At 42.9% G+C, this 25802-nt stretch carries 29 protein-coding genes; 17 read left to right on the forward strand and 12 right to left on the reverse strand.

Features of this window, described 5'->3' with window-relative positions; all coding sequences use genetic code 11:
* Nucleotides 1-289: 289 nt before the first annotated feature.
* Nucleotides 290-1021 carry a Fic family protein gene (locus FTU17_RS13085; protein WP_180135663.1) on the reverse strand — a complete coding sequence of 244 codons (732 nt, stop codon included), beginning with the start codon at nucleotides 1019-1021 and terminating at the stop codon, nucleotides 290-292.
* A gap of 563 nt (nucleotides 1022-1584) precedes the next feature.
* On the opposite strand from FTU17_RS13085, the gene FTU17_RS13090 reads away from it, so the two are divergent.
* Genes FTU17_RS13090 through FTU17_RS13100 form a run of 3 tightly spaced genes read left to right on the forward strand, consistent with a single transcriptional unit; the run spans nucleotide 1585 to nucleotide 4737 of the window.
* Entirely contained in the window at nucleotides 1585-2811 is a 1227-nt protein-coding gene (locus FTU17_RS13090) for an efflux RND transporter periplasmic adaptor subunit (protein WP_180124506.1), read from the forward strand.
* On the forward strand, nucleotides 2808-4031 hold the full coding sequence (locus FTU17_RS13095; protein ID WP_180124497.1) for an ABC transporter permease: 1224 nt from the start codon (nucleotides 2808-2810) through the stop codon (nucleotides 4029-4031). The genes FTU17_RS13090 and FTU17_RS13095 overlap by 4 nt, the downstream gene beginning before the upstream one ends.
* Nucleotides 4024-4737 carry an ABC transporter ATP-binding protein gene (locus FTU17_RS13100; protein ID WP_180022959.1) on the forward strand — a complete coding sequence of 238 codons (714 nt, stop codon included), beginning with the start codon at nucleotides 4024-4026 and terminating at the stop codon, nucleotides 4735-4737. The genes FTU17_RS13095 and FTU17_RS13100 overlap by 8 nt, the downstream gene beginning before the upstream one ends.
* Nucleotides 4738-4750: 13 nt before the next feature.
* Here FTU17_RS13100 and FTU17_RS13105 read toward each other — a convergent pair whose 3' ends face one another.
* A complete protein-coding gene (locus FTU17_RS13105; protein ID WP_180135672.1) occupies nucleotides 4751-6133 on the reverse strand; it encodes a heavy metal sensor histidine kinase in 1383 nt (460 codons plus the stop codon).
* Nucleotides 6130-6801 (reverse strand): heavy metal response regulator transcription factor, encoded by a 672-nt coding sequence (locus FTU17_RS13110; RefSeq protein WP_168378005.1) that lies wholly within the window; start codon nucleotides 6799-6801, stop codon nucleotides 6130-6132. Before FTU17_RS13110 ends, FTU17_RS13105 begins: the two co-directional genes overlap by 4 nt.
* A 106-nt stretch (nucleotides 6802-6907) precedes the next feature.
* Between FTU17_RS13110 and FTU17_RS13115 the strand changes: the two genes are divergently transcribed.
* The 3 genes from FTU17_RS13115 (at nucleotide 6908) to FTU17_RS13125 (ending at nucleotide 8260) form a co-directional block, all read left to right on the forward strand.
* On the forward strand, nucleotides 6908-7396 hold the full coding sequence (locus tag FTU17_RS13115; RefSeq protein WP_180027295.1) for a heme-binding protein: 489 nt from the start codon (nucleotides 6908-6910) through the stop codon (nucleotides 7394-7396).
* Between the two features lie 10 nt (nucleotides 7397-7406).
* On the forward strand, nucleotides 7407-7808 hold the full coding sequence (gene uraH / locus FTU17_RS13120; RefSeq protein WP_168378003.1) for a hydroxyisourate hydrolase: 402 nt from the start codon (nucleotides 7407-7409) through the stop codon (nucleotides 7806-7808).
* Between the two features lie 197 nt (nucleotides 7809-8005).
* Nucleotides 8006-8260 carry a TIGR03643 family protein gene (locus tag FTU17_RS13125; RefSeq protein ID WP_130132672.1) on the forward strand — a complete coding sequence of 85 codons (255 nt, stop codon included), beginning with the start codon at nucleotides 8006-8008 and terminating at the stop codon, nucleotides 8258-8260.
* Here the strand turns inward: FTU17_RS13125 and FTU17_RS13130 are convergent.
* Nucleotides 8257-8409 carry a DUF2256 domain-containing protein gene (locus FTU17_RS13130; RefSeq protein WP_180135664.1) on the reverse strand — a complete coding sequence of 51 codons (153 nt, stop codon included), beginning with the start codon at nucleotides 8407-8409 and terminating at the stop codon, nucleotides 8257-8259. The genes FTU17_RS13125 and FTU17_RS13130 overlap by 4 nt on opposite strands.
* A gap of 3 nt (nucleotides 8410-8412) precedes the next feature.
* Nucleotides 8413-9936, reverse strand: coding sequence for a cryptochrome/photolyase family protein (locus FTU17_RS13135; RefSeq protein WP_180135665.1), 1524 nt, complete (start codon nucleotides 9934-9936; stop codon nucleotides 8413-8415).
* Between the two features lie 383 nt (nucleotides 9937-10319).
* Between FTU17_RS13135 and nudC the strand changes: the two genes are divergently transcribed.
* Nucleotides 10320-11093 (forward strand): NAD(+) diphosphatase, encoded by a 774-nt coding sequence (gene nudC, locus FTU17_RS13140; protein ID WP_180135666.1) that lies wholly within the window; start codon nucleotides 10320-10322, stop codon nucleotides 11091-11093.
* Nucleotides 11094-11251: 158 nt separating this feature from the next.
* Here the strand turns inward: nudC and FTU17_RS13145 are convergent, their stop codons facing one another.
* The 3 genes from FTU17_RS13145 to FTU17_RS13155 all read right to left on the reverse strand — a co-directional run bounded on the left by FTU17_RS13145 (nucleotide 11252) and on the right by FTU17_RS13155 (nucleotide 12056).
* Complete coding sequence (locus FTU17_RS13145; RefSeq protein ID WP_130132566.1) at nucleotides 11252-11449, reverse strand: hypothetical protein; 198 nt, start codon at nucleotides 11447-11449, stop codon at nucleotides 11252-11254.
* A gap of 61 nt (nucleotides 11450-11510) precedes the next feature.
* Entirely contained in the window at nucleotides 11511-11738 is a 228-nt protein-coding gene (locus FTU17_RS13150; RefSeq protein WP_004761266.1) for a hypothetical protein, read from the reverse strand.
* Nucleotides 11739-11840: 102 nt separating this feature from the next.
* The gene (locus tag FTU17_RS13155) at nucleotides 11841-12056 is read right to left on the reverse strand and encodes a cold-shock protein (protein WP_004799092.1); all 216 of its coding nucleotides are present in this window, start codon (nucleotides 12054-12056) and stop codon (nucleotides 11841-11843) included.
* Nucleotides 12057-12537: 481 nt separating this feature from the next.
* Here FTU17_RS13155 and FTU17_RS13160 point away from each other — a divergent pair, with 481 nt between their 5' ends.
* The 8 genes from FTU17_RS13160 to FTU17_RS13195 all read left to right on the forward strand — a co-directional run bounded on the left by FTU17_RS13160 (nucleotide 12538) and on the right by FTU17_RS13195 (nucleotide 20712).
* A complete protein-coding gene (locus tag FTU17_RS13160) occupies nucleotides 12538-13086 on the forward strand; it encodes a lipocalin family protein (RefSeq protein ID WP_180106920.1) in 549 nt (182 codons plus the stop codon).
* A gap of 137 nt (nucleotides 13087-13223) precedes the next feature.
* Nucleotides 13224-14210, forward strand: a complete 987-nt coding sequence (locus FTU17_RS13165; RefSeq protein ID WP_180135667.1) for an acyl-CoA desaturase — start codon at nucleotides 13224-13226, stop codon at nucleotides 14208-14210.
* Nucleotides 14207-15490: an NAD(P)/FAD-dependent oxidoreductase gene (locus FTU17_RS13170; RefSeq protein ID WP_180135668.1), complete on the forward strand. Its 1284-nt coding sequence runs from the start codon at nucleotides 14207-14209 to the stop codon at nucleotides 15488-15490. The genes FTU17_RS13165 and FTU17_RS13170 overlap by 4 nt, the downstream gene beginning before the upstream one ends.
* Nucleotides 15491-15499: 9 nt before the next feature.
* Nucleotides 15500-16294, forward strand: a complete 795-nt coding sequence (locus FTU17_RS13175; RefSeq protein ID WP_180025613.1) for a DUF1365 domain-containing protein — start codon at nucleotides 15500-15502, stop codon at nucleotides 16292-16294.
* On the forward strand, nucleotides 16291-17487 hold the full coding sequence (locus FTU17_RS13180; protein WP_179995330.1) for a cyclopropane-fatty-acyl-phospholipid synthase family protein: 1197 nt from the start codon (nucleotides 16291-16293) through the stop codon (nucleotides 17485-17487). The genes FTU17_RS13175 and FTU17_RS13180 overlap by 4 nt, the downstream gene beginning before the upstream one ends.
* Nucleotides 17488-17512: 25 nt before the next feature.
* Complete coding sequence (locus FTU17_RS13185; RefSeq protein ID WP_180135669.1) at nucleotides 17513-18292, forward strand: DUF1295 domain-containing protein; 780 nt, start codon at nucleotides 17513-17515, stop codon at nucleotides 18290-18292.
* A gap of 8 nt (nucleotides 18293-18300) precedes the next feature.
* Nucleotides 18301-19350, forward strand: coding sequence for a cyclopropane-fatty-acyl-phospholipid synthase family protein (locus FTU17_RS13190; RefSeq protein WP_180135670.1), 1050 nt, complete (start codon nucleotides 18301-18303; stop codon nucleotides 19348-19350).
* 39 nt (nucleotides 19351-19389) lie between these two features.
* Nucleotides 19390-20712, forward strand: a complete 1323-nt coding sequence (locus FTU17_RS13195) for a sensor histidine kinase (protein ID WP_373684071.1) — start codon at nucleotides 19390-19392, stop codon at nucleotides 20710-20712.
* On the opposite strand, the gene FTU17_RS13200 is transcribed toward FTU17_RS13195, so the two are convergent.
* The 4 genes from FTU17_RS13200 to FTU17_RS13215 all read right to left on the reverse strand — a co-directional run bounded on the left by FTU17_RS13200 (nucleotide 20709) and on the right by FTU17_RS13215 (nucleotide 23462).
* Nucleotides 20709-21401, reverse strand: coding sequence for a response regulator transcription factor (locus tag FTU17_RS13200; RefSeq protein WP_005177281.1), 693 nt, complete (start codon nucleotides 21399-21401; stop codon nucleotides 20709-20711). The genes FTU17_RS13195 and FTU17_RS13200 overlap by 4 nt on opposite strands.
* Before the next feature lie 11 nt (nucleotides 21402-21412).
* A complete protein-coding gene (locus FTU17_RS13205) occupies nucleotides 21413-21913 on the reverse strand; it encodes a chalcone isomerase family protein (protein ID WP_180124502.1) in 501 nt (166 codons plus the stop codon).
* On the reverse strand, nucleotides 21889-22461 hold the full coding sequence (locus tag FTU17_RS13210) for a nuclear transport factor 2 family protein (RefSeq protein WP_180011955.1): 573 nt from the start codon (nucleotides 22459-22461) through the stop codon (nucleotides 21889-21891). Before FTU17_RS13210 ends, FTU17_RS13205 begins: the two co-directional genes overlap by 25 nt.
* A 119-nt stretch (nucleotides 22462-22580) precedes the next feature.
* The gene (locus FTU17_RS13215; protein ID WP_180124503.1) at nucleotides 22581-23462 is read right to left on the reverse strand and encodes a LysR family transcriptional regulator; all 882 of its coding nucleotides are present in this window, start codon (nucleotides 23460-23462) and stop codon (nucleotides 22581-22583) included.
* 102 nt (nucleotides 23463-23564) lie between these two features.
* Here FTU17_RS13215 and trpB point away from each other — a divergent pair, with 102 nt between their 5' ends.
* Together trpB and trpA are read left to right on the forward strand one after the other, a co-directional pair.
* The gene (trpB, locus tag FTU17_RS13220) at nucleotides 23565-24776 is read left to right on the forward strand and encodes a tryptophan synthase subunit beta (RefSeq protein WP_180135671.1); all 1212 of its coding nucleotides are present in this window, start codon (nucleotides 23565-23567) and stop codon (nucleotides 24774-24776) included.
* Nucleotides 24773-25561 carry a tryptophan synthase subunit alpha gene (gene trpA, locus FTU17_RS13225; protein ID WP_180088373.1) on the forward strand — a complete coding sequence of 263 codons (789 nt, stop codon included), beginning with the start codon at nucleotides 24773-24775 and terminating at the stop codon, nucleotides 25559-25561. The genes trpB and trpA overlap by 4 nt, the downstream gene beginning before the upstream one ends.
* Nucleotides 25562-25802: the final 241 nt, after the last annotated feature.

Here is a 25802-nt window from a genome sequence, read left to right on the forward strand (position 1 = left end):
TGTTCAAATGGCGATTCAGCGTTTAATTGGTTTTGGGAAAAAAGAAGAGTTTAAGGAAATTTTGGCAATTTTAAGAAAGCAGAATCCTGATAGGATAAGGGTTCTGTGAAATTTGTCGTGTACAGAGATTGCCGAAGAAGCCCTTAAGAACAGCTTTGTGCAACAAAGCCCAATCGAATTAGACGGCATTCTGCAAATGGCTGGTTAAGCCCTGAAGCTTTTGAACAGAATTATTTTAAGAATTTAGAGGGATCGATTGTCCATGATACTGTCTAGGATCAGAATAAATTTAAATCCCCAATACAACTTGATATGGTTTAAATCCATCAAGCACAGCCTCAGAAACTAATTGGATAAATGCTTCAGTTTTACCATAAGCCATCCATTGATCTAAAGCTTCATAGTAAGCCAAACGATTTTCTACTGTAATCACACAAGGCGGATATCCAGCTTTAAGTAATTCGAGATTCATCAATAAGCGTGATGTACGACCATTCCCATCAATAAATGGATGAATGCCTACAAAGTCTGCATGTACTTTAGCTGCACGTTCAATAGGATGTAGCTTATGTGCCTCAGTATTGTACCAATCGACAAGCTGAGCCATTTTATCATTCAACAGTGTATAGTCGGGTGGGTTAGTCGTAGCACCTGAAATCAACACGTTTTGTTGGCGATAACGTCCTGCATTGTCATCATCGATATTTTTTAGAATGAGTTGATGGATATTACGAATCGGCCATTCAGAAAAAGGTTCTTCTTTACGAATAATATCTTCAACATAATAGATCGCATTTCTATGGTTAATTGCCTCGAAATGTTCTCGTAATGCTTTTCCACCAACGGTAATGCCTTCCAAAACCACTTTTGTTTCTAGCAATGTCAGTGTATTGCCTTCAATTGCATTTGAATGATATGTCCAGCGAACAATAAGATCTTCTTGTAGATTTTTTACAATTGCAGGAGAAAGAGGACGATGCTGATCTAATTTTGTTTTTAAGGCATCTATATTGTCAAACATAACTTTCACCCTGAAGTTGTACTCTTGAATGATACATGAAAAAAACAAATATAAAAAAGTAATGTTATAACATATCTTTTAATATTGAATGCGTACGTGTTAAAATCGGGACACCATTTCAAATCCTGTTAATGGATTTGAACAAAATAAATTTTGTGATTCAATGCACTAAATCTAATTTGGGTAAAAAATGGGTACAGGAAAAATGCTATTGGCTTTATGGTTCACTAAATCAATAGCTTGGGAGTTGAGTTCAATTGACGCCATCACAGCTACTTTACTAAATATGGCTATGTATTACGTTATTGATAGCTGGAATGTTAAAGTCTAAAACGTGTTATTATTTTATATAAAATTATGAAATATATAGAAATATAGGTTTATTTTTTGTTTGTTTTTTTAATCAAAATTATGAAAAAACTATAACAGTAAGAGAAAATAATTTAATAAAAATGGTGTGCTTTTTTAATTTGCTGTGTTGTAACTAAATTTTCATATATATTTAACTAGACATTAATTATTCAATTCAAAAACTTTTCTTTAATCTGGCTTGGAGAATGGAATTGCTTGTTACCCGTTATAAGCCTTGGATCATGATCATACTACTGGTTTTGCTCGTCAGTTTTGCTATATATCGCTGGTGGCAAGGACCATTGTTACCTAGTTATGAAGTCGTATCTAGTCCATTGATTCAGACAGTTGTTGCTTCAGGACGGGTAGAGAAAGTATCTCGGACTCAGATTGGTAGTGAAATTACAGGGGTTGTTCTTGAGCGCTTGGTTCAAGAGGGAGATCGGGTCTCTCGAGGGGATGTTCTTTTAGTACTGAAATCTGATGAAATTTCAGCGCAGGTGCGGCAGGCAGAAGCTGAATTAAAGGAACTCGCAACCACTAGACGTCCGCAAGCAGAATTCGATTTAGCGAATGCCAAAGTGAAATTAGAACAGGCTCAAAGAGAGGCGGTACGCAGACGAAATACCGAATTAGGAATATTATCAGCAGAGGAAAGGGAGAAATCGATAGAGGCAGAAAAACTCGCCCGTAATAATTTGGAATCAGCTCGATTAAAAGTTGCTTCACTTGCCCCAAATAAAGTTGAAGAGACAAAATTACGCGAACGACTCGCTGCACTTCAAGCGCAACTTGCCAAGACCAAAATTCGTGCAGAAGTTTCGGGTATTATTTTAACGCGTAATGTTGAGCCAGGGGATCTGGTACAACCGAGTCAGACTCTCTTCACTATTGCACTGGATGGTGCGACTGAAATACGAGTGCAATTTGATGAACGAAATTTACCACTGCTGGCTTTACAACAAAAAGCATCAGTGATTACGGATGCCTATCCAGATCAACCTTTTCCTGCCCATATTAATTTTATTGCCCCAAGTATTGATGCTCAACGTGGCACAATAGACGTTCGATTAACAGTTGATCCAGTCCCTGATTTTTTGCGTCAAGACATGACGGTATCGGTAAATGTTGAAACCAACAAGCGCGAGCGAACCCTGGTCATTCCAAATGATGCTTTAAGCAGTATAAGTGGAAACAAGGCTATGGTTATTTTAGTAAGAGATAGAAAAATTCAACGTCATCCCATCACACTGGGTTTACGTGGTTTGGTCATGTCGGAAGTTGTAGCTGGATTGAAAGAAGGTGATCACGTCCTTACCGATGCAGAATCAGTGCTTAAAGATGGAACTCGTGTCCGAATAGAGAAAACTAAACCTGTTTTCCAGAGTCAAACGGATCAGAAAAATAGCAAAAATGAATTACCGGTGAAATTCGATTGAAAAACTTTTTTAGGCGACTTTGGACCGAGTGGACCATCGCAATCAGTTTTTTGCGAGAGGGTCGCACACAGTCGATGATGATTACCATTGGCGTCGCGGTGGGGGTAGCCGTCATTGTGTTCATTAGCGCCTTAATTCAGGGTTTACAATCGAATATTGTAGAAAGAACTTTAGGGACACAGGCGCATATTCGTTTGCTCTCACCAGATGAGGTGAATCGTATTGTGCCACCAGCAGCAGGAACACTTCAGTTGTTACAAGAAGATAAGCGTGCACAACGCTTACGTTCTATTAATAATTGGCAGCAGATTACTGGGACTTTAGATCATTTACCGGTGTTGACTGCGGTTTCTCCTGTGGTCTCAGGTCCTGCATTTGTACAGCGCGGAGATGCGATTCAATCTATTGCATTGGTTGGTATCAACCTTGAACGTTATCAACAGATTATTCCGTTGAAGCAATATATGGTGAGTGGTGAATTACAGGTCAGTGCGGATAATGTATTAATTGGGCGTCAATTAGCCAAAGATTTGGGTGTGCAAGTTGGGAGCAAATTAAGATTAGATACCGGGCAACAGAAAAATGCAGTTGTGAACATCTCTGGAATATTTGAATTGGGTGTGCGTGAATTGGATGCGCGCTATGTCTATCTGGATTTGAAACAGGCGCAATCTTTACTTAATTTGCCGGGTGGGGTCACCGTGATTGATCTGACGATCCAAGATATTTTTCAGGCGGATCAAGTTGCCTCACAAGTTGGACGCCTGACAGGATTAAAAGCAGAAAGCTGGATTGAAACCAATGCTCAATTAATGAATGCGATTACCGCTCAAAGTCTTTCTACAAACATGATTATTGTTTTTGTAGGGATTTCAGTCGCTTTTGGCATTGCCAGTGTGATGTCGGTGAGTGTGGTGCAACGAACTCGGGAAATCGGTATTTTACGTGCGACGGGGGCGACACAAGCACAAATTTTAAGAGTTTTCTTGTTTCAGGGAGCAATTTTTGGTCTGCTTGGTTCGATGCTTGGTAGTGTAGTCAGTTATGGTTTGATCTGGGGATTTAATCAGTTTGGTCCTGGTTTGTTTTATATTTCGATTTCAATCAAGCTTATCTTGTCGGCATTATTCTTAGCGACTTTGACAGGGGTTTTGGCTGCTGCAATACCATCCCGTCGGGCGGCTGCACTCGATCCTGTGGAGGCAATTCGTCATGTTTGATCCATCTCAGGAAGTACTGCGTTTAGAAGCATTACGAAAGTCCTACAATGTTGGGCAACCTAATGAAGTGGAGGTATTACATGGGATTGATCTGTGTATTCAACGTAATGACTTTGCTGCATTAATTGGTCCTTCTGGTTCAGGCAAAAGTACTTTACTGAATATTCTTGGCTTATTAGATCAGCCTAGTCGTGGTGAGTTGTACTTGTTGGGTCAGGCGACAAGCAGTATGGATGATACGGCTCGGACAGCGTTACGTGGCAATAGTATAGGTTTTGTGTTTCAGTTCCATCATCTTATACAGGCCTTTACTGCCTTAAATAATGTACTCATGCCATTAATGCTGAAGCAAGGCAAGCCAGATCAATTTGCGTTGCAATATGCCCATGAATTATTGACCGCCGTTGGCTTAGATAAGTTCGCTGACCGTAAACCGAATGAGCTTTCTGGGGGGCAGCAGCAGCGTGTGGCGATTGCACGTGCACTGATTACTCAGCCTGCGCTATTGTTGGCCGATGAGCCGACAGGTAATCTGGATACTCAAACTGCTGCGGAAATGTTTGAATTATTTCGTAAAGTACATCGCGAACATGACTGTGCAGTCCTTTTGGTGACTCATGATCCTAGATTGTCGGCAACCTGTGATAGAACCATTAATCTGGTGGATGGGAGAATTCAGAGTGATTCCAAACACGAGATGAAATGAGTGCGAATGTGGGTTACTCTTCTGGGAACAGCAGTTCAAAGCAGATGCCTTCTGCGCTATTGACTGCCTGATACATTCCCTGATGAAGCGTTAAAATGGATGCCACAATCGATAGGCCTAAACCACCCGTTTGATGAGGGCTTTGTCTGCTGGAACTGCACTGATAAAAACGCTCAAAGAGATGAGGCAAATGCTCAGGAGCAACTTCCAAACCACTGGTGATCACAGATAATGTAATCATCTGCATATTATTAATGTTCTTTCTGTGGCTAAGCACATAAATAGTTCGGTAATTGCTGCCGTGAATGAGCGCATTTAATATTAGATTATACAGCGCTTGTTGTAACAGTTCAGGATCTGCCGATAGCTCAGTCGCTTCAAGCCTTAAAACAAAATTGCAGTGTTGTTCTTCAGCTTGATACTCGAAAATACTGAATATATTTTCTATAAATGATTGAAGTTGAATCTTCTGTTTGTTTAAGCAAACTTTGTGTGCATCTGCGCGGGCGAGAAATAACATGCTGTCAATCATTCGTTTTAAACGTTGATAGTCCTCCAAGTTGGAAATCAAGAGTTCCTGATACTGTGCGGGACTACGTTCATTCATGAGTAAAATTTCGGTTTGCCCGATTAAATTATTCAATGGGGTTCTAAATTCATGGGCAATGTCTTCAGAGAAGCGATTCAGTTGGCTATATCCCATTTCAATACGGTCAAGCATGGCGTTGATATCGGATGCTAGTTGTTCAATCTCTTGAGGGGGATGAACCAGATTGAGTCGCTGCTCAAGTTGCTGAATATTAATGGCATGGGTTTGTTCTCGCAGAGTTCTTAATGCGTTCAATCCCAGACGGCTAGCAATGGCACAGAGTATGAAAATGGCTAAGATGCCTGTAAATACATAAATGAAAAGACGTTTTTGAAAAGGCGAGATGATGGCTAAACGTTCAGACCACTGTTTGCCTGCAATTAACATATAGGGCTGCTGATTGATTTGAATGGTTTTCCAAGCAATACGGGTGGGGTAAGTATGAGCTGATAAATCTCGGAATTGAATCTGTGGCTGATGGGTAAATTCAGGCAGAGGAATGCCAAGAGGATTGATGTTGATGAGAATCTGATTGCCCTGAATCAATAAAAACAAATTATCCTGATTTCCCAACATGTTTTGATACAGCTTCGGGCGAGCGATAATCTGTTCAATATTACTACTGTCTTGCAGCAAAATTTCCAGTCGCTCAATTCGTTCAACCAAAGCCCGATCTTGCTGAGCAATTAAAATCTGGTTGATACCCAGATAGGTCATAAATGCTACAGCGCACAAGACCATTGCAGCACACCCTGTAACCAAGAGCGTTAATCGGAGTTCTAAAGAGCGAATGGGCTTGAACATTATGCTTCAACCGAAATTTTATAGCCCAAGCCACGGACAGTATGAATTAATTTTATCTCATGCTCCTCGTCAATTTTACTGCGTAAGCGTCGTACCGCGACATCAATAAAATTCGTATCGGTATCAAAATTGATATGCCAAACTTCGGAAGCAATTTGCCTACGCGTAATAATTTCATTTGGGTGCCGCAGCATAAAGTGCAATAAATTAAATTCTTTTTTACTGAGTTCAATTAACTGCTCATGTCGCCAAACTTTATGATGGATTAAGTCCATTTTTAAGTTGCCCATCCATAGCTCGTTTTCCTGAACATACTGTTGCCGTCTCAGTAAGCTTTTAATGCGCGCAAGTAATTCAATATAAGAAAAAGGTTTGGCCAGATAGTCATCGGCACCTAGTTCCAGACCTTTGACTCTATCAATAATCTGGTCTTTGGCAGTGAGAAAAATCACGGGTATATGGGAAAATTGACGCAATACTTTTAAGACTGCCCAGCCATCAATATCGGGCAGCATCACATCTAATATGACCAAGGTATAAGGTTGTATTTTTAGTTTTTCCAAGCCTTCGAGCCCTGAATGAACACATTCAGCGGCATAGCCAGATTCATTTAAGCCCTTCACGAGATATGAGGCGATCTTCACTTCATCTTCGATAATTAGAATACACATTTTGCTCAGACTCATTTTGAAGATGACAACTTTGTAATGTGATTGTCATGCTTCAAATCATTCAGGTTGTATAAGATTTTGTAAAACTTAATTCGGGGCAATCATGATGAACAACCTCAAAGGGTTTGTTTTAACAGTAATGCTGATGAGTAGCAGTACTTTTGCACAAACCATTCAATTGAATCAAGTTTATTCACTCGATTCCAACGCTGCACACATCCTTGTTGATGCCGCAGTGGCTGCTTGTCAAAAAATACAGCACAATATTGCTGTGGTCGTGGTTGATCGGGGAGGAAATACCTTGATGGCGAGTAGGCATGAAAATGTCGGCCCCCATAATTTGGGCGCAGCCGAAAAGAAAGCTTATACCGCTTTATCGACCAAAACAGCGACCTTGCTGTTAAGTCAAAATGCTCATGAAAACAGTGATGCAAAAAATTTAACCACTTTATCTAATTTGCTGTTGTTAGGAGGTGGTTTACCAGTGCGTTATGAAAATCAGGTGGTCGGTGCAATTGGGGTTGCGGGTGCAGGAGGCGCCAAAAATGATCAGTATTGTGCTGAGGCAGCCATTCAGTATAGTTTTAATCGTTAAGGATTCCATTATGTTTAAGAAGTTTTTACCACTCTCAACACTGTTATTAACATCAATGACGTTTGCACAAAATAACCCATTAAGTGTGCATGTGTTAAATCTAGAAAATGGCTTACCTTCTGCTGATGTTGAAGTAGTGCTCGAAAAGAGTTCTGGCAATAAATGGGTGCAGCTGAATCAGCAAGTTACAGGGTCGAATGGTCGTATTACAGCACTTTTTCCTGAAAATCAGCCGTTAGCGCAAGGGATTTATAAGGTCACGTTCAAAACTGGTGACTGGTTCAAAAAGAATAATCAGAGCACTTTTTTCCCAGAAGTCCCCGTTATTTTCAAAGTTGATGGCAGTGTCAGTCACTACCACATTCCCTTATTATTAAGCCCTTATGGATACTCGACCTACCGAGGTAATTGATAATCTAAAGGGCTGGTAAAACTAGCCCTTTTAATTGCTTATAATTAGTAAACGTTAGAAAGAATCACAAAAAATTCATGCCCATATTTTTATACTCTTCACCGAATCAGAATAGATTCAAGTTGTACAAAGGATGTGATGAGGCTTAAAGGCCAAAAATTAGCTTTTACTATTATTTGATTAAAAACGAGAATAGTATGAATCAATTTTCTGAAGAAGACGTTTCCAGAATTATAGAAATGGCTTGGGAAGATCGAACTCCTTTTGAAGCTATTTTATGTGAGTATGGTTTAAATGAAGCGGCGGTGATCCGCTTGATGCGGCAAAATATGAAAGCATCGAGTTTTAAAATGTGGCGTGAACGCGTCACCGGCCGAAAAACCAAACATCTGCAACTGCGTTCACCCGACGTGATACGTGCCTATTGTTCACGGCAATACAAGCGTTTCTAAGCGTTTGATTTTGACCTCTGTCTGGACTCAAGTTTACATCGTTCAGAACAGTATCTGACTTCCTCCCAGCAGCGTTGCCATTTTTTGCGCCAAGTAAAAGGACGCAAGCAGTGGATGCAGATTTTTTCAGGAAGATGCTGTTTTTTCATGGTTTATAACTCATCAATCCGGCTAAGAAGCTGCTGGGCATGGATGATAATCTTCTGCCGATCTTTCAGTTTGTCCAGCTGACGATAGATCATGCCCATACGTGGATGAGTACGGAATGTCGCTTCATGCCGGATCATGAAATACCAGTACAGGCTGTTGAAAGGACAGCTGTCCGGTTCGGTACGGGTTTTGACATTGTAGCTACAGTGCTTGCAGTAATCCGACATCTTATGGATATAATTGCCCGAAGCCCCATAGGGTTTGCTGGCCATCAAGCCGCCATCGGCATGCATCACCATGCCCAAGGTGTTCGGTAGTTCTACCCATTCATAGGCGTCGGCATATACTGCTAGATACCACTCACTGATCTGCTTCGGATCTATACCAGTTAATAAGGCAAAATTTCCAGTCACCATCAAACGCTGAATATGATGTGCATACGCATGCTGAAAAGTATTACGGAAACACTCAGCCATGCACTTCATCTGAGTGCGGCCAGTCCAGTAAAATTGTGGCAAAGGGGTTGAGTACTGCAGCGCATTGCGGCTGGCATACTCAGGCATGTACAGCCAGTAAACTCCGCGGACATATTCGCGCCAGCCGAGGATCTGCCTGATAAAACCTTCCACTGCATTCAGTGGTGCATGACCTTCATGGTAGGCAGCTTCTGCCGCATCACAAACTTCTTTGGGCAGTAACAGACCACAATTTAGATAAGGCGAGAGCAGGCTGTGAAACAGCATGTCTGCACCCTGAACCATGGCATCCTGATAATCTCCAAAATGCGGCAAACTGTGGGTAATGAAATGCTCCAGTGCAAGCAGAGCATTGCTACGTGTGGTGGCCCAGCGGAAGTTGTCAAGGCTGCCAGCGTGAAGTGGAAACTCGCGCTCAACCAGTTGCATTACATCCAGATCAATCTGATCGCGTTCAAAATGAAGTGTTGGAGGCAATGGTGGAGTGCCTGACCATGCCTTGCGATTGGCGCTGTCATAGTTCCACTGTTGTCCAAGTGGCTGCTGTCTCTGCATCAAATAACCGGTCTGTTTACGCATTTCCCGGTAAAAATATTCCATGCGCAACGTCTGGTAACGGCTGGCCCAGTACCGGAACTGTTCCGGGCTACAGAAAAAACGATCGTCATCCAGACATTGTACCGGCAGTTGCAGCTGCTGGCTCCAGTGCTGTTCAATCTGCTGCTGCAGGCGGTATTCCCCGCATCGGGTCATTACCAATTCTGTGACGGGGAAGAGCAGTTGCTGTGCCTGTACGAAATCCAGCAGGCTACGAATCGGACTGCTGGACTGAAAGGCATGGTAACGTACACGCCAGCCTTTCGCTTTGAGCTCTTTGGCAAAATGCCGCATCGCGCTAAAAATCAGGGCAATTTTCTGCGGATGATGGGCGACATAAGTCGCTTCCTCAACCACTTCGGCCATCAGGATCACATCCCGGGTACGGTCTAGCGCTTTAAGCGTAGCAAGCTGATGATGAAGTTGGTCACCCAGAATTAAACCGAAACGCATAGCCTTTCCAGACCCGATCAAAGATAGCCTAGTCTATAGCCAGCCAGTTCAATTTTTTGTGAAAATACAGATCAGTCCGCATGTTCAGTTAATTCAGCCCGACCAGATGATCTGGTGACATTGCAAAGGAATCATGATTGCTACAATAACAGAGTGTCCATCTCTATAATGTTAGAGCCAGTTAATGAAACTCGCTTCGCATTATTCCTGAATACATAAATGTTGTGAAAATTATGTGATTTTAATCAAAAAGATACAAATTATTATGGTTGTAATTCAGGCAGCGTGCGCTTAGTATCTAAAGAGAAGTTACTCTATGTAAGCTTCCTTAGTTTTGTCCCATACACCCCAATGTATGGGATTTTTTTTAATCAGTGGATGTCATGAGCATGCATTCAAAAGCGTATATTTTTAGACAGCAGCAATTAATGGTGGATGAGCATTTTCAGTTGCCGCTGGTAGCAAGACTGCAGCACGACTTGGATCTGTCGGAAAATGGCCAGGTTATTGCACGGGATCTAAAAGAAAATGAATTAGTACCTGAAGGCTATCAACTAGTCCCGATCCGGCAATTGGTGCAGGTCTGGAGCAGGCCACAGTTTGAACAAGCCAGTCGCGCTGTGCAGTTGCTAGAGTGGCGCCGTAATCACCGCTTTTGCAGTAAATGTGGCCACCCGACCCAGCAGCACGTCAGTCACTATGCTATGGTCTGCCCATCCTGTGGTTATAACCAGTATCCGCGTGTGAATCCTTGTGTGATCACTATCATTACCCGAGGTACAGATGAAATTCTGCTGGCAAAAAATGCTCGTAACAAAACCCAGATGTACAGCCTGATTGCCGGATTTGTCGAAGTGGGCGAAACTCTAGAGGAGGCGGTACGCCGTGAGACGATGGAAGAAGTGGGGCTGCAGATCAAAAACATTCAATATCTGGCCAGCCAGCCGTGGCCGTTTCCCAGCAATCTGATGATGGCCTTCAGGGCAGAATATCATGCAGGCGAGATCAAGATTCAGGAAAATGAACTCAGCGATGCGCAGTTTTTTAAGTTTGATCAGTTACCTGAAACTCCGTTCAAGGGCAGTATCGCCTATGCCATGATTCAGCATGTGATGCATGGCACACCTGTTGCCGATGACAGCAAAGAATGGCTTTGAAATTTTAAACAAATATAGTGCGCATTCTCGCTCTTTTAAGGGCGAGTTAAGCCACTAGAAATTTAAAATTATTATATTGGTTATAAATAATATAAAGCTATAAGATATAAATATTTTTATATTATCGGCTTTGTTTTAGCTGTGAGTAGTTCATCGACTTAAATAATCTTGAAAATTTTTCCGCTAGAAGTACTTTGGAAAAACATTTCAAAGCTGGGCCGAATATCTTCACTATCCACAGTAATATATTTGACATGGGAACAAGACTGGCTAGCACTAAAATTGCGCTCAACCGTGGCCTGAATAGAATATTTGATACCGAATTGGTCTTTTACATTTAGATTTTGTTTAAACATTATTTTACCTTTAACAAGATTATGGAGCGGCTATTCAATTAATTAAGCAATATATTATTTTTTAAATAACTTTTTGATTTAGCTTAAATAATTGATTTAAAGACGTATAAAATGTACGACCATCTAAATTTAAATCTACCTCAATTCCAGATTCCAGCAGAACTCTTTTCCCCACTTCAATTTCTTTAAAACCTTGACGTGTATTCTGCATTTTATTTAAGGGAATTAAAGAAACGATAATTTCAGTACCATTTTTAGATTTTGCTATTAATTCATTAACTTTTAACAATTTATATCCTGTTTTTATGATTTTTTCCAATATGGAACAACAACTTTTTCTTTAAAATTAAAAAAGCACTGAGTAGTGCTTTTTAAACTCGTATTTTAGTGCTTATATAGCAACAATATTGACCGCATTCGGTCCTTTTTGACCTTGAGCAATACTAAATTCAACCTGTTGGCCTTCGAATAATGTTTTAAAACCTGAGTTAGCAATTTCACTAAAGTGCGCAAAAACATCTGGACCTGATTCTTGTTGAATAAAACCAAAACCTTTAGTTTCATTGAACCACTTAACGGTACCTTTAACAACATTTGAGTTTGACATAATAAATCCTACTGATTTTTTAATAATTTTTAGTCATTTTATTGACTGCATATAACTTTGAAAATAATAAAGAATGAAACTTAAAATCTGAAAAAAACGAAGAATTATGAATAAAACGACGATACTTAAGAGAGATTTAATGAAACAAGACTTTTTTCTAGTTGAGTTAACTATACCTTAAAAATAAAATTAATCAAGTTTTTTTATATGTATATTTAATTGCCTTATAAAGGATGATTAGTTCAGGAATTAATATGTTGATCTAGTTGGCTTTTTTAAATAATACTATCGACAATATTGCTACATTGAATCTAAAAAACCAATTTACCGCTTTAAAAGGGGATCCAAGAAGAAATGATTTTCCCCATTTTCTCAGGCTGTAAGATTGAAATTTCTCCTACCTTCATTCTGCATTTAATCTTCACGCTTTGTTCACACCAACCTGGGTTATCTTAAGTCTCAAATACAACAAGGCTTAAAAATGAAGATGCTATTCAAGTCGGTTTTTGCAGTTACAGCGCTGGCCATCATCAGCTTAAGCTTTACTGCTCGAGCTGAAACGGTTGCCCCTCAGGCAGTCGATCAGGTGAATATCCGGCAGTATGCGGGTAAATGGTATGAAATTGCGCATTTACCGATGTATTTTCAGCGTAAATGTGTCTCGGATATCTCGGCACAATACACTGTCAATGCCGATCAGACCATGGACGTCTTAAATAGCTGCCGGATTGAAAATGGTGAAATGATAAGCTCTGAAGGGGTGGCCTATCCGCAAAATCAGGGCAACAGCAAACTGAAAGTCAGCTTTTTGCCGCCAGGTTTAAGATGGATTCCGTTTACCAAAGGGCATTACTGGGTATTACGAGTAGACCCGGAATATAAAGTGGCGCTGGTCGGTGGACCGAGTACCAAATACCTATGGATTTTGTCACGTGAACCGCAACTGGATCAAGCCACTTATCAGTCCTATCTGGATACAGCAAAATATTATGGTTATGACATCACAAAACTGATCAAATTGCCGCATTAATCTGTTACCCTTTTGCCGAACTCATTAGTCTCTCTACAGTTCGGCTTTTTTTTATTTCACTTCACATAAAATTCATATCTGACTGATTAGACTCATCAAATAGAATAAAGACAACCGCTTAAAAGTAGGATGAGTCCATGTTGAAAAGCCTGATGCGATGGATAGACAGCTGGTCCATACACACATCGCCTGAAACGCTGACCGCTGAAAATAGTAAAATTCAGTGGTTCAGAATTTTACCCTTTATTCTACTGCATCTGGCCTGTCTGGCAGTATTCTGGGTGGGGGTATCGTGGTTTGCACTGGGTTTCATGGTCGCATTCTACCTAATCCGCATGTTTTCCATTACGGCCTTTTTTCATCGCTATCTGTCACATAAAACTTTTCAGACTTCGCGTCCAGTACAGTTTCTGTTTGTGCTGATTGGCACCATGAGTGCGCAGCGTGGTCCGCTCTGGTGGGCAGCGCATCACCGCTATCACCATCGCTATACTGATACCTTGAAAGACCCGCATTCCTCGACGCATGGTTTTTGGTACAGCCACGTTGGCTGGTTTTTAAACGAATATAACTTTGCCACGCGTAAAGAAGTCATTAGAGATTGGCTGAAATATCCGGAACTGATCTGGCTGGACCGTTTCAGTTTAATTGTGGTGGTGCTGACCGCGGGCGGGATTTATGCGCTAGGGGAGTGGCTGGCTATGACCTGGCCGCAACTCGGTACCTCCGGCCTGCAATTGCTGGTCTGGGGGTTTGTGGTATCCACTGTGTTGCTGCTCCATGCCACTTTGTGTATTAACTCATTGGCGCATCATTATGGCAGCCGGGATTTTGACACTGAAGATCACAGCCGCAACAACTTATTCTTGTCAATCATTACCTTGGGCGAAGGCTGGCACAACAATCACCATTATTATGCCGGCAGTACACGGCAGGGTTTTTACTGGTGGCAGATTGATGTGACCTATTACCTGCTGAAACTCATGTCTTTGTTCGGGCTGGTCTGGGGACTCAAGCCGATTCCGCCACGGGTCTATGATGTCAGTAAAATTGCCCGGGCTCGAAAACAGAAAAAAGCTGCCAAGACCGGCACTCCGACTATTCATTCAAAGGAATCGCCATGAAAATTGCAATTATTGGTTCAGGTATTTCCGGTCTGTACGCTGCCTGGAAACTCAGCAAAGCGCATGAAGTCACAGTCTTTGAAAAGAATAACTACTTTGGTGGTCATACCGATACCCATCAGCTGAATATCGATGGTGAACAGGTTGCGGTGGACAGTGGCTTTATTGTGTTTAACGAGCATAACTATCCGCTGTTCTGCGCCATGCTAAAAGAACTTGGGATTCAATCGCAAAGCAGTGACATGGGCTTTTCGGTGAATAATCAGGTCAGTGGCTTACAGTACAATCCTTCAAAAAAATTCTCGTTATTGTTCCGACCTCAAAACTTTTTTAATGCAGATTTTCGCGCGATGTTGTCGGATCTGTTCCGTTTCTATGCGGCCAATAAAGATCTGGATGTGGGACAGGTCGATGCACAGCTAAGTATTGATGAGTATTTAAATCACCATGGTTATAGCGATGCCTTCCGTCATGAACATCTCTATCCGATGTGTGGAGCGCTGTGGTCCTGTCCGGTGGAACAGGCCGGACAGATTCCCTATAAATTTGTGGTGAGCTTTTTCCAGCATCATCGCATGTTGCAGCTCAAAGACCGTCCTTTATGGCTGACGGTCAAGGGTGGATCAGCTCGCTACGTTCGTGCCATTCAAGCCCAGTGCAATATCACCTTCCGTAAAACTGCTGTGCATCAGGTGTCTCGCAGCGCCAATGATGTACTGGTTGAAACAACACAGGGCAGCGAACGTTTTGATTGGGTCGTATTTGCCAGCCATGCTGACGATAGCCTGAAGTTACTGAAAGACCCTTCTGCACAGGAACTGGATGTGCTCGGCAAGTTCCGCTATCAGGATAACCGCATGGTGGTACATTCCGATACCTCTATCATGCCCAAATCCCGTCGCCAGTGGGCCAGCTGGCATGTACACGTCACGCCGACTCAGGCCACTGAACAGACGCCATTCCAGCACAGTGGCACACATTATGGCTTTAGCTACTGGATGAACCAGTTGCAGAACCTGAACTGCAAAACCCAAGTCTTTGCCACCCTGAATCCTAATTTTGCCCTGAATCCGAAAAAAGTCTGGGTAGAACGACATTACCGTCATCCAGTGTTTGATGCCCCGGCGATTGAAGCACAGCAACGCTGGGTCGAGGTCAACGGCCAAAACCGCACTTCATACTGTGGTGCTTACTGGGGCTGGGGCTTTCATGAGGATGGGGCGCGTAGCGCATCATGGGTAGTCGATCAGCTATTGAAACAGGCCGAACAGGCCGCCTAGGAGCACATGATGCAGATGTATCCACTGGCGATTGCCTCTGCCGAAATCCGGCACCGACGTTATTTGCCCAAAGCCCATGCTTTTGAGACCCAGCTAACCTATCTATGGTTTGATCCGGATCAGCTCGCGACCTTTACCGGTAAATCCTGGCTCTGGTCTTCCAGCCGCTGGAATTTTCTGACCCTGGATGAGCGCGATTTTCTGAGCATGGAATGTGGTTCAATCCGGCAGAAAGTTGCACGCCTGCTAATCAAGCGGGAAAACTATCTGTTACCGCATGCCGCTTCCATCCGGGTGCTGGCCTTGCCGCGCACACTGGGTTTCCGTTTCAATTCCGTAGTGTTTTATCTGGTCTTTGGTGCCACCGACCAGTTGCTCTTTGTGCTGAGTGAAATCACCAACACACCGTGGAATGAACGACAGGTCTACATTCACGACTGCCGGAACAATGCAGACGAACATGCGCCGTACCAGAGTCACCAGTTTGACTTTAAAAAGGCCTTTCATGTGTCGCCGTTCATGCCGATGGGGCTGGATTATCGCTGGCGCTTCAGCTTTTCGGATCGGCAGAACGTGATTCATATGCAGCTGTTTGAGCAGGGAATCTTGCAATTCGATGCCACCCTGAAATTTTCCTTGCAGGCCATCACGGTTCCTTCACAGCAGCATCGCTATGCTGTAATGAAAGTTCTTGAACCCTTCAGGATGGTCAGCGGAATTTATCTGCACGCCTTTCGTTTATGGAAAAAGAAAGTTCCATTTTACCGACATCCTAAAAAAGAAAAAGGAAACACATTGCGATGAAGACACTATTCATGGGAGAGCAAAGCACACTGCCGGTGGTACTGCGCCACCTGCTGAAATTACGCCATGGTCAGCTGATTTTTAAAGGCGTCTGGAACGGGGCTGTCGGGGAAAATAGCGATTTACAGGCGGTGATACAGGTGCATGATGTTCGTCTGATGGATCTGCTGTTCCGTAATGGTGTACTGGGTGCTGCCGAAGGTTTTATCCGTGGCTACTGGAGCAGTGAAGATCTGGTCGATGTGATCCGCATTTTGGCACGTAACCGCGATGTGCTGGACCAGATGAATCAGAATGCAGTGGCCAAAGCCAGCCAGTTACTGTTAAAGGTCTGGTATAAATCGCGCAAGAATTCGATTGATGGCAGCCGCAAAAATATTGCCGAGCATTATGACCTGAGCAATGACTTTTTCAAGCTGTTCCTAGATTCCAGCATGATGTATTCCAGTGCGGTGTTTAAAGAGCCAGGCATGACCCTGGAACAGGCTTCGGATTATAAAAAAGAACTGATTTGCCAGAAACTGCAACTCAAACCGATGGATCATTTGGTTGAAATTGGCAGCGGCTGGGGCGGTTTTGCCATTTATGCGGCTCAGCATTATGGCTGTAGGGTGACTACCATTACCATTTCCAAAGCTCAGTACGATGAAGCACTCGCCCGAGTTGCTGAAGCAGGGCTGTCTCATCGGGTGTCTGTACAGCTTCAGGACTACCGTTTACTCGAGGGTAAATACGACAAATTGGTGTCCATTGAAATGATTGAAGCAGTTGGTGAGCAATATTTATCAACTTATTTCCGAAAATGCCGCGAGCTCCTCAAGCCGAATGGTCTGGCCTTGATACAGGCGATTACGATTGAAGATGCACGCTATATTAAAGCTTTAAATACGGTGGATTACATCAAGCGTTATATTTTCCCCGGTAGTTTTATTCCATGTATCAGTGTTATGACGCAAACGGCTTCTGAGCAAAAACTTCGTCTCAAACATCTGGAAGATATTGGTCAAAGCTATGCACAAACCCTGAAGTGTTGGCGTCAGCGTTTCTTGCAGCAGCATGATCAGGTACTTGGGCTTGGCTTTGATGAGCGTTTTATCCGCATGTGGGATTTTTATCTGTGTTATTGCGAAGGTGGCTTCCGCGAAGGCGTGATCAGTGATGTACATCTGCTGTTCGAAGCCAGTGCCTACTAAGCCAAGATAAAGCAGGAGGGCTGACATGCTGCTGAATTTACTGGTGCTGAATGTCTTCATTATGCTGTGTAGCTGGCTGCTGGTGACCTATAACCAGCGTGCCGGACTGGTCGATGTAGCGTGGAGTTTCAGTATTGCACTCAACGTCATTATCGCGGCCTGGGTCGTGGAAACGGCTCCGCTGCCGGTGCGCATGTTTCTGGGCGTGGCGAGTGGCATCTGGTTTTTACGCCTGACCTGGCATCTGCTGCGCCGTTATGCCAATGAAACTGTAGAAGATACCCGTTATGCCAATATGCGCCGGGCTATGGGCGATTACCAGCATCTCGGTTTTCTGGCCTTTTTTATGTTTCAGGCCGGGCTGGTGGTGCTGTTTTCCTATCCGATGCTGGAACTGCTAAGCATTCCGGTGCAGCAATGGAATGACTGGACCTCAGTGACGCTGATTGTGGCGGGCATGATCATGTTGCTGGCGCTGATCGGTGAGAGTACCGCTGACCAGCAACTTTACCGTTTTAAGCTCAATCCACAGAATCAAGGTAAAACCATGGATCAGGGTTTGTGGAAATATTCGCGCCATCCGAATTATTTCTTTGAATGGCTGCACTGGTTTGCCTATCCGGTCCTTGGTCTGGCAGCAGGTGCCTATGGATTATGGATTTATCCGCTGCTGATGTGGCTGTTTCTGTACTACATCACCGGGATTCCCTTTAGTGAACAACAGGCGCTCGCCCACCGTGGTGACAACTATAAAGACTATCAACGACGAACTTCAATATTTATTCCGTGGCCACCCAAACAGTAGGTAAATACATGGACTTTATGATTCAACAATCTTTAAAACTGGTCGAAAGCGGCAAGCTGCCCGATTCGGTGATTCGCGCGGGCATTCGCAGCCTAAGCAAAAAACGTCTGGCACAAGAAGGACGCTTTGACCCGGCACTGGCAGCTCGGCGCTATATGGATGTGCTGACCATGCTGAAAAACAGCGAGATTGCCATCGAGACCGACAAGGCGAATGAACAGCACTATGAACTGCCCACCGCATTTTTCCAGGCGGTGCTGGGCAAGCGTCTGAAATACAGCGCTAGCCTGTTTGAACATCCTCATACCACGCTGGATCAGGCGGAAGAAGCGGCACTTGCCAGCTATTGCCACCGTGCACAGTTAAAAGATGGACAGGATATTCTGGAAATTGGCTGTGGCTGGGGATCTTTGAGTCTGTATATGGCCGAGCATTATCCCAAAGCCCGTATCAAGGTGGTGTCGAATTCCTCGACCCAGCGCCTGTATATTCAGGAACAGGCGCGTCTGAAAAAACTGCAGAACCTGACGGTGATCACCTGCGACGTCAATGTGCTGCAACTGGAACCCGCGTCCTTTGACCGCGTGGTTTCGGTGGAAATGTTTGAACATGTGCGCAACTACCAGAAACTGTTTGAAAATATCAGCAGCTGGCTGAAAGCGGATGGCCTGCTCTGGTGCCATATTTTCTGTCACCGTTTCCTGCATTATCCGTTTGAAGTCAAAAATGAATTTGACTGGATGTCGAAATATTTCTTTAGTGGCGGTCTGATGCCGGCAGCTTCAACCTTCCTACATTTTCAGCAGCATTTGCAGCTGGAACAGCACTGGCAATGGGCGGGTACGCAGTATGAACGCACCGCAAATGCCTGGCTGGAGAATATGGACCAAAAGCAGGCTGAGTTACAGCCCCTATTTGAACAGACCTATGGTGCAGATGCCGCCATCTGGTGGCAACGCTGGCGGATTTTCTTTATGGCCTGTGCCGAGCTGTTCGGTTATGAGCATGGACGCGAGTGGGTGATCGGTCACTTTCTGTTTAAAAAGAAAACCGTATAATTGAATGGCGAATCGGATGGGCCAGCGAGGAATGCACCAATGTTAAAGCTGTTCAGGGACAAACACGATCATCCTCTGGGTGAGGTGTTTAACCGCTATTACTGGCTGCAAATCGGATTCATTGCCTTGTCTGTGGTGATTGGGATTGGCTTCAGTGCCTGGGTAATTAAAGGTTCTTTGCTCAGAACGGCGCTAGAACAGGAAATGTCTCACTACTGGCAACGATTAGAACGTAATCCTGCCGCAGAATTGCCCGACACCAAAAATCTGTATGGTTACCGCTGGAACACTGTGCCACCACCCCAATTTAAGACTATGCAGCTTGAGCAAGGAGTGAATCGGCATTTTGTCGATGGCAAGGAGCGCATGACTGTGTATGGTGAAAAAGACGGACAGCATGTGCTGCTGGTGTTTGGCGAAAGCAACGTCAACAAGCTGGTGTGGCTGTTTGGTCTGGCACCGCTGATGGTCAGCCTGTTTGTGCTATATAGTGTGCTGTGGTGGTGGAACCGTCGGGCCCGGCGCTATTTTTCCCCGATTACCCGTCTGGCCAATGCGCTGGAATATATCGACTGGGAACATCAGAAAAATCAGGCTTCGCCTTTTCAGGACATCCGTACCGACTCCAATCTGGAAGCGGAATACCTGAAGCAGGCATTAGAAAAATACCATCAGGTGCTCAGCGAGTTTATTCAGCGTGAGCGTGAATTTACCGGAGATGTCAGCCATGAACTGCGCACGCCACTGACCATTTTAAAAGGCAATGTGCAGCTGTGTCAGGCCCGCTATGGCGACAATAAGTCCTTTACCCGCCTGCATAACACCATTGAAGACATGCAGCTGCTGGTCGATACCTTGCTGGCAATTGCCCGCAATACCACCAACACTTTAACTGCTGAACCGACCATGCTTTCAGAATGTCTGGACAATCTTGTGCAGGATCTGGAGAGTGTCAGCCACACCAAAGGCATGCAGATTGATCTGCAAAAAGACCTCGATGAACAGCCGCGTAAACTTTATCCATCCATGACCAAAATGGTGTTTGGCAATATTCTGCGTAATGCGCTGAACTATTCACAAGGCACAGAAATTGATGTGATTCTGCAAAAAAATAAAGTACTGATTGCTGACAATGGAGTCGGCATGCCTTTACCTAACAATTCTAAAGTTCAGGAACTGTCTGGTCAGCAGCTACAACTGGAAATCAAAGGGCATGGTATTGGATTGCAATTGGTGCAAAAGCTATGCAAACAGCTAGGTTGGCGTGTGGAGCTGTTTGACAGGCAATATTATCTTGACACTCATCAGAATGTTGATCTAGCAATGACCACTGGACTGATTGTTGTTGTGTACCTAAATTAGGCTTCATCTTCGAAAGCAATCTTTAAACCAATCCCAGATATGGTGTGAATCAGCTTTTGTTCAAAGGGTTTATCGACCATTTTGCGTAAATTATAGATATGACTGCGCAGAGCATCACTTTCTGGCTCTTCGTCACCCCAAAGCTGCATCATAATTTCCTGTTTGGTCAGTACTTTAGGAGAATGTCGCATTAGTAGCTTCAAAAGTTTAAACTGAATCGGAGGCAATTCAATGTTCTGCCCAGCTCGAGTTAGCTGTTGTGTTGCTGGGTCCAAAATTAGGTCATGAATTTGCAGACGACTGCTAGATACCTCACCCAGGGAACGTTTGATCAGGGCCTTGACCCGAACCACTAGCTCGTTAAAGTCAAAGGGCTTGACCAGATAATCATCCGTGCCGGAATTGAAGCCTTTAAGTTTGTCATCCAAGGTATCCCGAGCGGTAAGCATCAAGACAGGTAAGTCCAACCCCTCTTCATTGCGTAACCACTCGCACAATTCATAACCAGAACCATCAGGCAAATTAATGTCTAGTAGCAAGATATGGTAGCGTTGCTGTTTCAGTAATTGTCTAGCAGCACTCAGATTGCGGGCATGATCGACCACAAAGCCATGTTCTTCCAGAAACTCGCATAGGGTAGAGGCCAGTTCATAATGGTCTTCAACCATCAGGATAAAATGTTTCGACATAGCGGCAGATACTAATTTAATAATTGCTGTTTTAATTTAGCACTAAATGGCTGGGGACCCAGCCATATATTAAAATATTGTTGTGCCAGAGGATGTTTAAGCTGCCCTAAACTTTGCTGGTTCAAAGATAAGCTCAGGGTCTGTGTAGCCTGGTTGTATTTTAAACGGTACAGGTCGCCTGATCTGACCGGACGATACAAATCAGTGATTGGGTTGAATAGAGCATGTATTTTTGCGTCTTTAACATTACGTTTCAGTAAATGTGTGGCCGCACGCTTAAATGCCCATTCCGGAATATTTTGTGTATAGGAAAAGTCCATCTGTATATTTTGTTTTTCCCAGGACTGGCTACAGTTTTGTGCAAAATAACTGGCCATACCGACCTGTTTTTGACCCACCATCAGCGGACCATTGCCGCAATGATTCAGGCTTTGTGCCTGGGCCCATGGACTGAAGCTACATCCCATCACTAACGCCGTGCTGATCGCTATTTTTTGAAAGGCAGTAGCCATGAGTAGACTCCTCCAACATAAGGCAGGGAACGGTACAGGCCATTCGCAGGGTCCCAGAAATCCTGCTGGAAAATAATCTTGTTGTTTTCGTTAATCTTGATTTCACTGATACCGTAAGAGTCCATACTGCGGGTCGTGCCGAACATTTTAAAATCATAGGTCATATGCCAGTGCACATAGGCAGAGTCCTGATGATATGAAGCGTTTAACAGCTTGACGCTGACCTTGCTGACCCGTTTGTTCATGCCTTGAAAGTGCTCGAGTAGATTTTGACGGGATGAAAATTGCGATAGCGTATCGTTAATAAACAGCTGGTCGGCATACAGTGCTCCAGCATTTTCAACGAATTCAGGTGTGCCCAAGGTATTAAAGGCTGAGGTAAAGCGGAGGCCGATATCCTGAGCTTTAGCCTGATCCAGCGCTATCCCCTGAATACCATTTCTGGATTGGGCGTAATCGGCTGAATAACTGGGAATACTTTTACATCCGGCTAACAACAGAAGCGGCAAGGATAAGGCTGTAGCAGTTAGTGTTTTTACAAGTCTCATCATCAGTGTCCGTATGAAGTGTATGTTTATACCTTAGGCAGCACAGCGTGAACAGAATGTGAAATAGACGTTATAGATGAAGCAATTGAATAGAATTTTTCAAATCAAAGATTAAATGGTTAACTTTTTTCTTCGGCCATTAACCAATCAATGATATTCATAACATCACGATTTTCGTTATTTTTTCTGACCATTGCATAAAAATTATAGTCACAATAGATAAAACCAAAAGGGGCAATGATCTTTCCATTTAACATTTCTTTTTCTACTAGAATTTGAGGTGCTATGGCAATTCCTAACCCAGACACGGCAGCCTCTATCATTAAATTCAGACTATCAAAATAACGGTCATTGGATTTTGGGCAAAAGCTTATTTGAAACTGATCAAACCATGTATGCCATGCACTTTTATTTGAGTGGGTATGAAGTAATGGATAGTTTAAAAGATCATTTACGGAATGAAGAAGATTTATTTCACGATTACAAATAGGACCCATGTTATCGGGAAATAACAGATATTTATTCAAAAAGTTAGGAAGTAGATGATTCTCACTGATGCTATTGATCAATATGTCAACTTTCTCTTTTTCTAATAATTTTAACTCATTACATGTCATTAATTTGATATGGATATTGGGATAAATGACTTCGAGCTTTTCTAATCGGGGAATCAGCCAATTTGCCATAAAACTATGAGAAGCGCCTATTACCACCTCTACCTCTGATGTTTTATTTGTTAACTCAAAGACACATTGTTCTAAACGATTAAAAAATTGCGTACAAACGAGCGATAATTCTTCGGCGTCCGCCGTCAGAGAGATGGTCGAGGAATGTCGAATAAACAATTTTTTATCTAACCATTCTTCTAACTGCTTTATTTGATGACTAATCGCACTATGGGTGACACATAATTCTTCGGCAGCTAAGCTGAAACTTTTATTTCTGGCGACAGCTTCGAAAGCTTTTAAAGCATTAAGAGGAGGTAATGTTCTGCGTTTCATGTTGTAAAATTTTCTAACATCATCAGCTCAAAATATATCAATTATCATCAAAATGAAAATATTTTAAGATCGAACAAGTTTTGATAGTAAAAGAGATATGAGATGACAACCCCTTATACAGGTAATGGTCCTGATGACTTGGGATTTTTTGGTCAATTTGGCGGATGTTACATGCCAGAGAGCTTAATGCCAGCACTTCAAGAATTAGAGCAAGCCTTTAATACTGTTCGGCACAAACCTGAATTTTGGGCTGAATATCAGCAGATTTTAACGGACTTTGTTGGTCGTCCTAGTCCTCTTTTTTATGCAAAAAACCTAACAGCTTATGCAGGCGGCGCTCGAATCTATCTCAAGCGGGAAGATTTGAACCATACGGGTGCGCATAAGATCAATAATTGTGTTGGGCAAATCTTATTAGCCAAATTTATGGGGAAAACCAGAATCATTGCAGAAACGGGTGCTGGACAACATGGTGTTGCTACAGCAACGATTTGCGCGCTTTTTAAGATGAAATGTACCATTTTTATGGGAGAAACAGATATTCAGCGCCAACAAATGAATGTTGAACGCATGAAATTACTCGGTGCTGAAGTCAGAAGTGTTCAAAAAGGTCGTGGGACTTTAAAAGATGCGATGAACGAAGCATTACGTGACTGGATTCGTCATGTGGATACAACCTATTACCTGTTGGGTACTGGCGCAGGCCCTCACCCATATCCGACGATGGTCAGAGAATTTCAGAAAATTATTGGTCTAGAAGCCAGAAACCAAATACTGCTCAAAGAAAATAAATTGCCGGATGCTTTGGTTGCTTGCGTTGGTGGTGGATCAAATGCATTAGGGTTGATGCATCCCTTTCTAGAAGACCTGAATGTCAAAATGTTTGGCGTTGAGGCAGGTGGAAAAGGAACACATACTGGTGAACATGCCGCCTCTATTTGCAAAGGTCAAGTCGGTGTGCTACATGGCAATTTAACCTATTTATTACAAGATTTAGATGGGCAGATTTTAGAGGGGCACTCTATATCAGCTGGCTTAGATTATCCTGGTATTGGCCCTGAACATGGCTTTCTGTTTGAAACAGGACGTGTTACATATACGACTATAACCGATCAAGAAGCCGTAAATGCATTTCAGCTTTTAAGCCAACAGGAGGGCATTATTCCTGCGCTTGAGAGTTCTCATGCAATTGCGTATGCGATTCAACTTGCTCAAGAAATGCAGCCAGAACAGATCATTATTGTCAATTTAAGTGGCAGAGGTGACAAAGACTTAAACACGGTCAAAAAATATCTTGCAGGAGCTACAGCATGAACCGTCTAGATCAAAAATTAGAGCAATTGAAACTGGAAAATCGAAGCGGTCTGGTCTGTTATTTTACTGCTGGAGATCCTAATTTTACAGAAAGTTGTCGTTTGTTAAGCCAATTGGGTCAAGCAGGGGCTGACATTATTGAAGTGGGTATTCCATTTTCTGATCCAGTAGCAGATGGAGAGATCATTCAGGCAGCGCATCTTCGGGCTTTAGATGCAGGTCTAACGGTAAAACAGACCATTGAGTTGGTAAAAGTAATCAGGCTGCATGATGACCAGACACCAATAATTTTCATGACTTATTTAAATCCGATTATGCAATATGGTTTTGAGACACTTATCGCCGAAACAGAAAATCTTATAGATGGAATATTGATTTTAGATGCTCCATATGGATATCGAGAAAAATTTGAGGTGCAATTAAATGAAAAAAATATGCATTTAATTGCAATGACCGCGCCGACGACCCCAGTTGAAAGGTTAGAGCAAATTTCAGCGCGCGCGACAGGGTTTTTATATCATGTTGCAGAAAATGGATTAACAGGAGGAGACTTCAATTTATCTAATCTTGAGAAAAAGATGACTGAAATTAAGCCGATTTTTAATATTCCTGTTGCAATTGGTTTTGGGATCAAAAATGAAAGCCATGTTAAAGCACTAGCCAATAAAGTAGATCTTATTATCATTGGCTCAGCGCTTGTCGATACTTTTTTTAATAAGGGAATGAATGCGACTTTAGAAAAAGTGATGGTTTTTGCACAGATACTGAGACAAAATAAAGAATAGTCAGGCACCTTTCATAAATCTTCTTTAAACCATAATTGAATATAAAACAATATTTTATCTTGGCCTTCTCCCGAAAGGGAGATAGAACTTTATACGTGGATATTTTTCTAAAAGAGAGGTGGTTCCACTTGTTTGAACAACTAAAAGCGTATTTATAAGTGATATTCCGCTCTAGTTAAGCCACCTTGTTTTGTTGGGGTAGCTGATCATAGTAAAACTCATTTGGTGTCATTTTGTCTAG

Origin of the sequence: Acinetobacter sp. YH12070 (genome assembly GCF_013419625.1) — a bacterium.
GTDB classification, from domain to species: Bacteria; Pseudomonadota; Gammaproteobacteria; order Pseudomonadales; family Moraxellaceae; genus Acinetobacter; species Acinetobacter amyesii.

Excerpts from the sequence above, each read along its gene's own strand:
- FTU17_RS13085 (WP_180135663.1), bottom strand. The coding sequence starts at position 1,021 with ATGTTTGACAATATAGATGCCTTAAAAACAAAATTAGATCAGCATCGT.
- FTU17_RS13100 (WP_180022959.1), top strand. The coding sequence starts at position 4,024 with ATGTTTGATCCATCTCAGGAAGTACTGCGTTTAGAAGCATTACGAAAG.
- FTU17_RS13110 (WP_168378005.1), bottom strand. The coding sequence starts at position 6,801 with ATGTGTATTCTAATTATCGAAGATGAAGTGAAGATCGCCTCATATCTC.
- FTU17_RS13115 (WP_180027295.1), top strand. The coding sequence starts at position 6,908 with ATGAACAACCTCAAAGGGTTTGTTTTAACAGTAATGCTGATGAGTAGC.
- uraH (WP_168378003.1), top strand. The coding sequence starts at position 7,407 with ATGTTTAAGAAGTTTTTACCACTCTCAACACTGTTATTAACATCAATG.
- FTU17_RS13125 (WP_130132672.1), top strand. The coding sequence starts at position 8,006 with ATGAATCAATTTTCTGAAGAAGACGTTTCCAGAATTATAGAAATGGCT.
- FTU17_RS13130 (WP_180135664.1), bottom strand. The coding sequence starts at position 8,409 with ATGAAAAAACAGCATCTTCCTGAAAAAATCTGCATCCACTGCTTGCGT.
- FTU17_RS13135 (WP_180135665.1), bottom strand. The coding sequence starts at position 9,936 with ATGCGTTTCGGTTTAATTCTGGGTGACCAACTTCATCATCAGCTTGCT.
- nudC (WP_180135666.1), top strand. The coding sequence starts at position 10,320 with ATGAGCATGCATTCAAAAGCGTATATTTTTAGACAGCAGCAATTAATG.
- FTU17_RS13145 (WP_130132566.1), bottom strand. The coding sequence starts at position 11,449 with ATGTTTAAACAAAATCTAAATGTAAAAGACCAATTCGGTATCAAATAT.
- FTU17_RS13155 (WP_004799092.1), bottom strand. The coding sequence starts at position 12,056 with ATGTCAAACTCAAATGTTGTTAAAGGTACCGTTAAGTGGTTCAATGAA.
- FTU17_RS13160 (WP_180106920.1), top strand. The coding sequence starts at position 12,538 with ATGAAGATGCTATTCAAGTCGGTTTTTGCAGTTACAGCGCTGGCCATC.
- FTU17_RS13165 (WP_180135667.1), top strand. The coding sequence starts at position 13,224 with ATGTTGAAAAGCCTGATGCGATGGATAGACAGCTGGTCCATACACACA.
- FTU17_RS13170 (WP_180135668.1), top strand. The coding sequence starts at position 14,207 with ATGAAAATTGCAATTATTGGTTCAGGTATTTCCGGTCTGTACGCTGCC.
- FTU17_RS13175 (WP_180025613.1), top strand. The coding sequence starts at position 15,500 with ATGCAGATGTATCCACTGGCGATTGCCTCTGCCGAAATCCGGCACCGA.
- FTU17_RS13180 (WP_179995330.1), top strand. The coding sequence starts at position 16,291 with ATGAAGACACTATTCATGGGAGAGCAAAGCACACTGCCGGTGGTACTG.
- FTU17_RS13185 (WP_180135669.1), top strand. The coding sequence starts at position 17,513 with ATGCTGCTGAATTTACTGGTGCTGAATGTCTTCATTATGCTGTGTAGC.
- FTU17_RS13190 (WP_180135670.1), top strand. The coding sequence starts at position 18,301 with ATGGACTTTATGATTCAACAATCTTTAAAACTGGTCGAAAGCGGCAAG.
- FTU17_RS13195 (WP_373684071.1), top strand. The coding sequence starts at position 19,390 with ATGTTAAAGCTGTTCAGGGACAAACACGATCATCCTCTGGGTGAGGTG.
- FTU17_RS13200 (WP_005177281.1), bottom strand. The coding sequence starts at position 21,401 with ATGTCGAAACATTTTATCCTGATGGTTGAAGACCATTATGAACTGGCC.
- FTU17_RS13205 (WP_180124502.1), bottom strand. The coding sequence starts at position 21,913 with ATGGCTACTGCCTTTCAAAAAATAGCGATCAGCACGGCGTTAGTGATG.
- FTU17_RS13210 (WP_180011955.1), bottom strand. The coding sequence starts at position 22,461 with ATGAGACTTGTAAAAACACTAACTGCTACAGCCTTATCCTTGCCGCTT.
- FTU17_RS13215 (WP_180124503.1), bottom strand. The coding sequence starts at position 23,462 with ATGAAACGCAGAACATTACCTCCTCTTAATGCTTTAAAAGCTTTCGAA.
- trpB (WP_180135671.1), top strand. The coding sequence starts at position 23,565 with ATGACAACCCCTTATACAGGTAATGGTCCTGATGACTTGGGATTTTTT.
- trpA (WP_180088373.1), top strand. The coding sequence starts at position 24,773 with ATGAACCGTCTAGATCAAAAATTAGAGCAATTGAAACTGGAAAATCGA.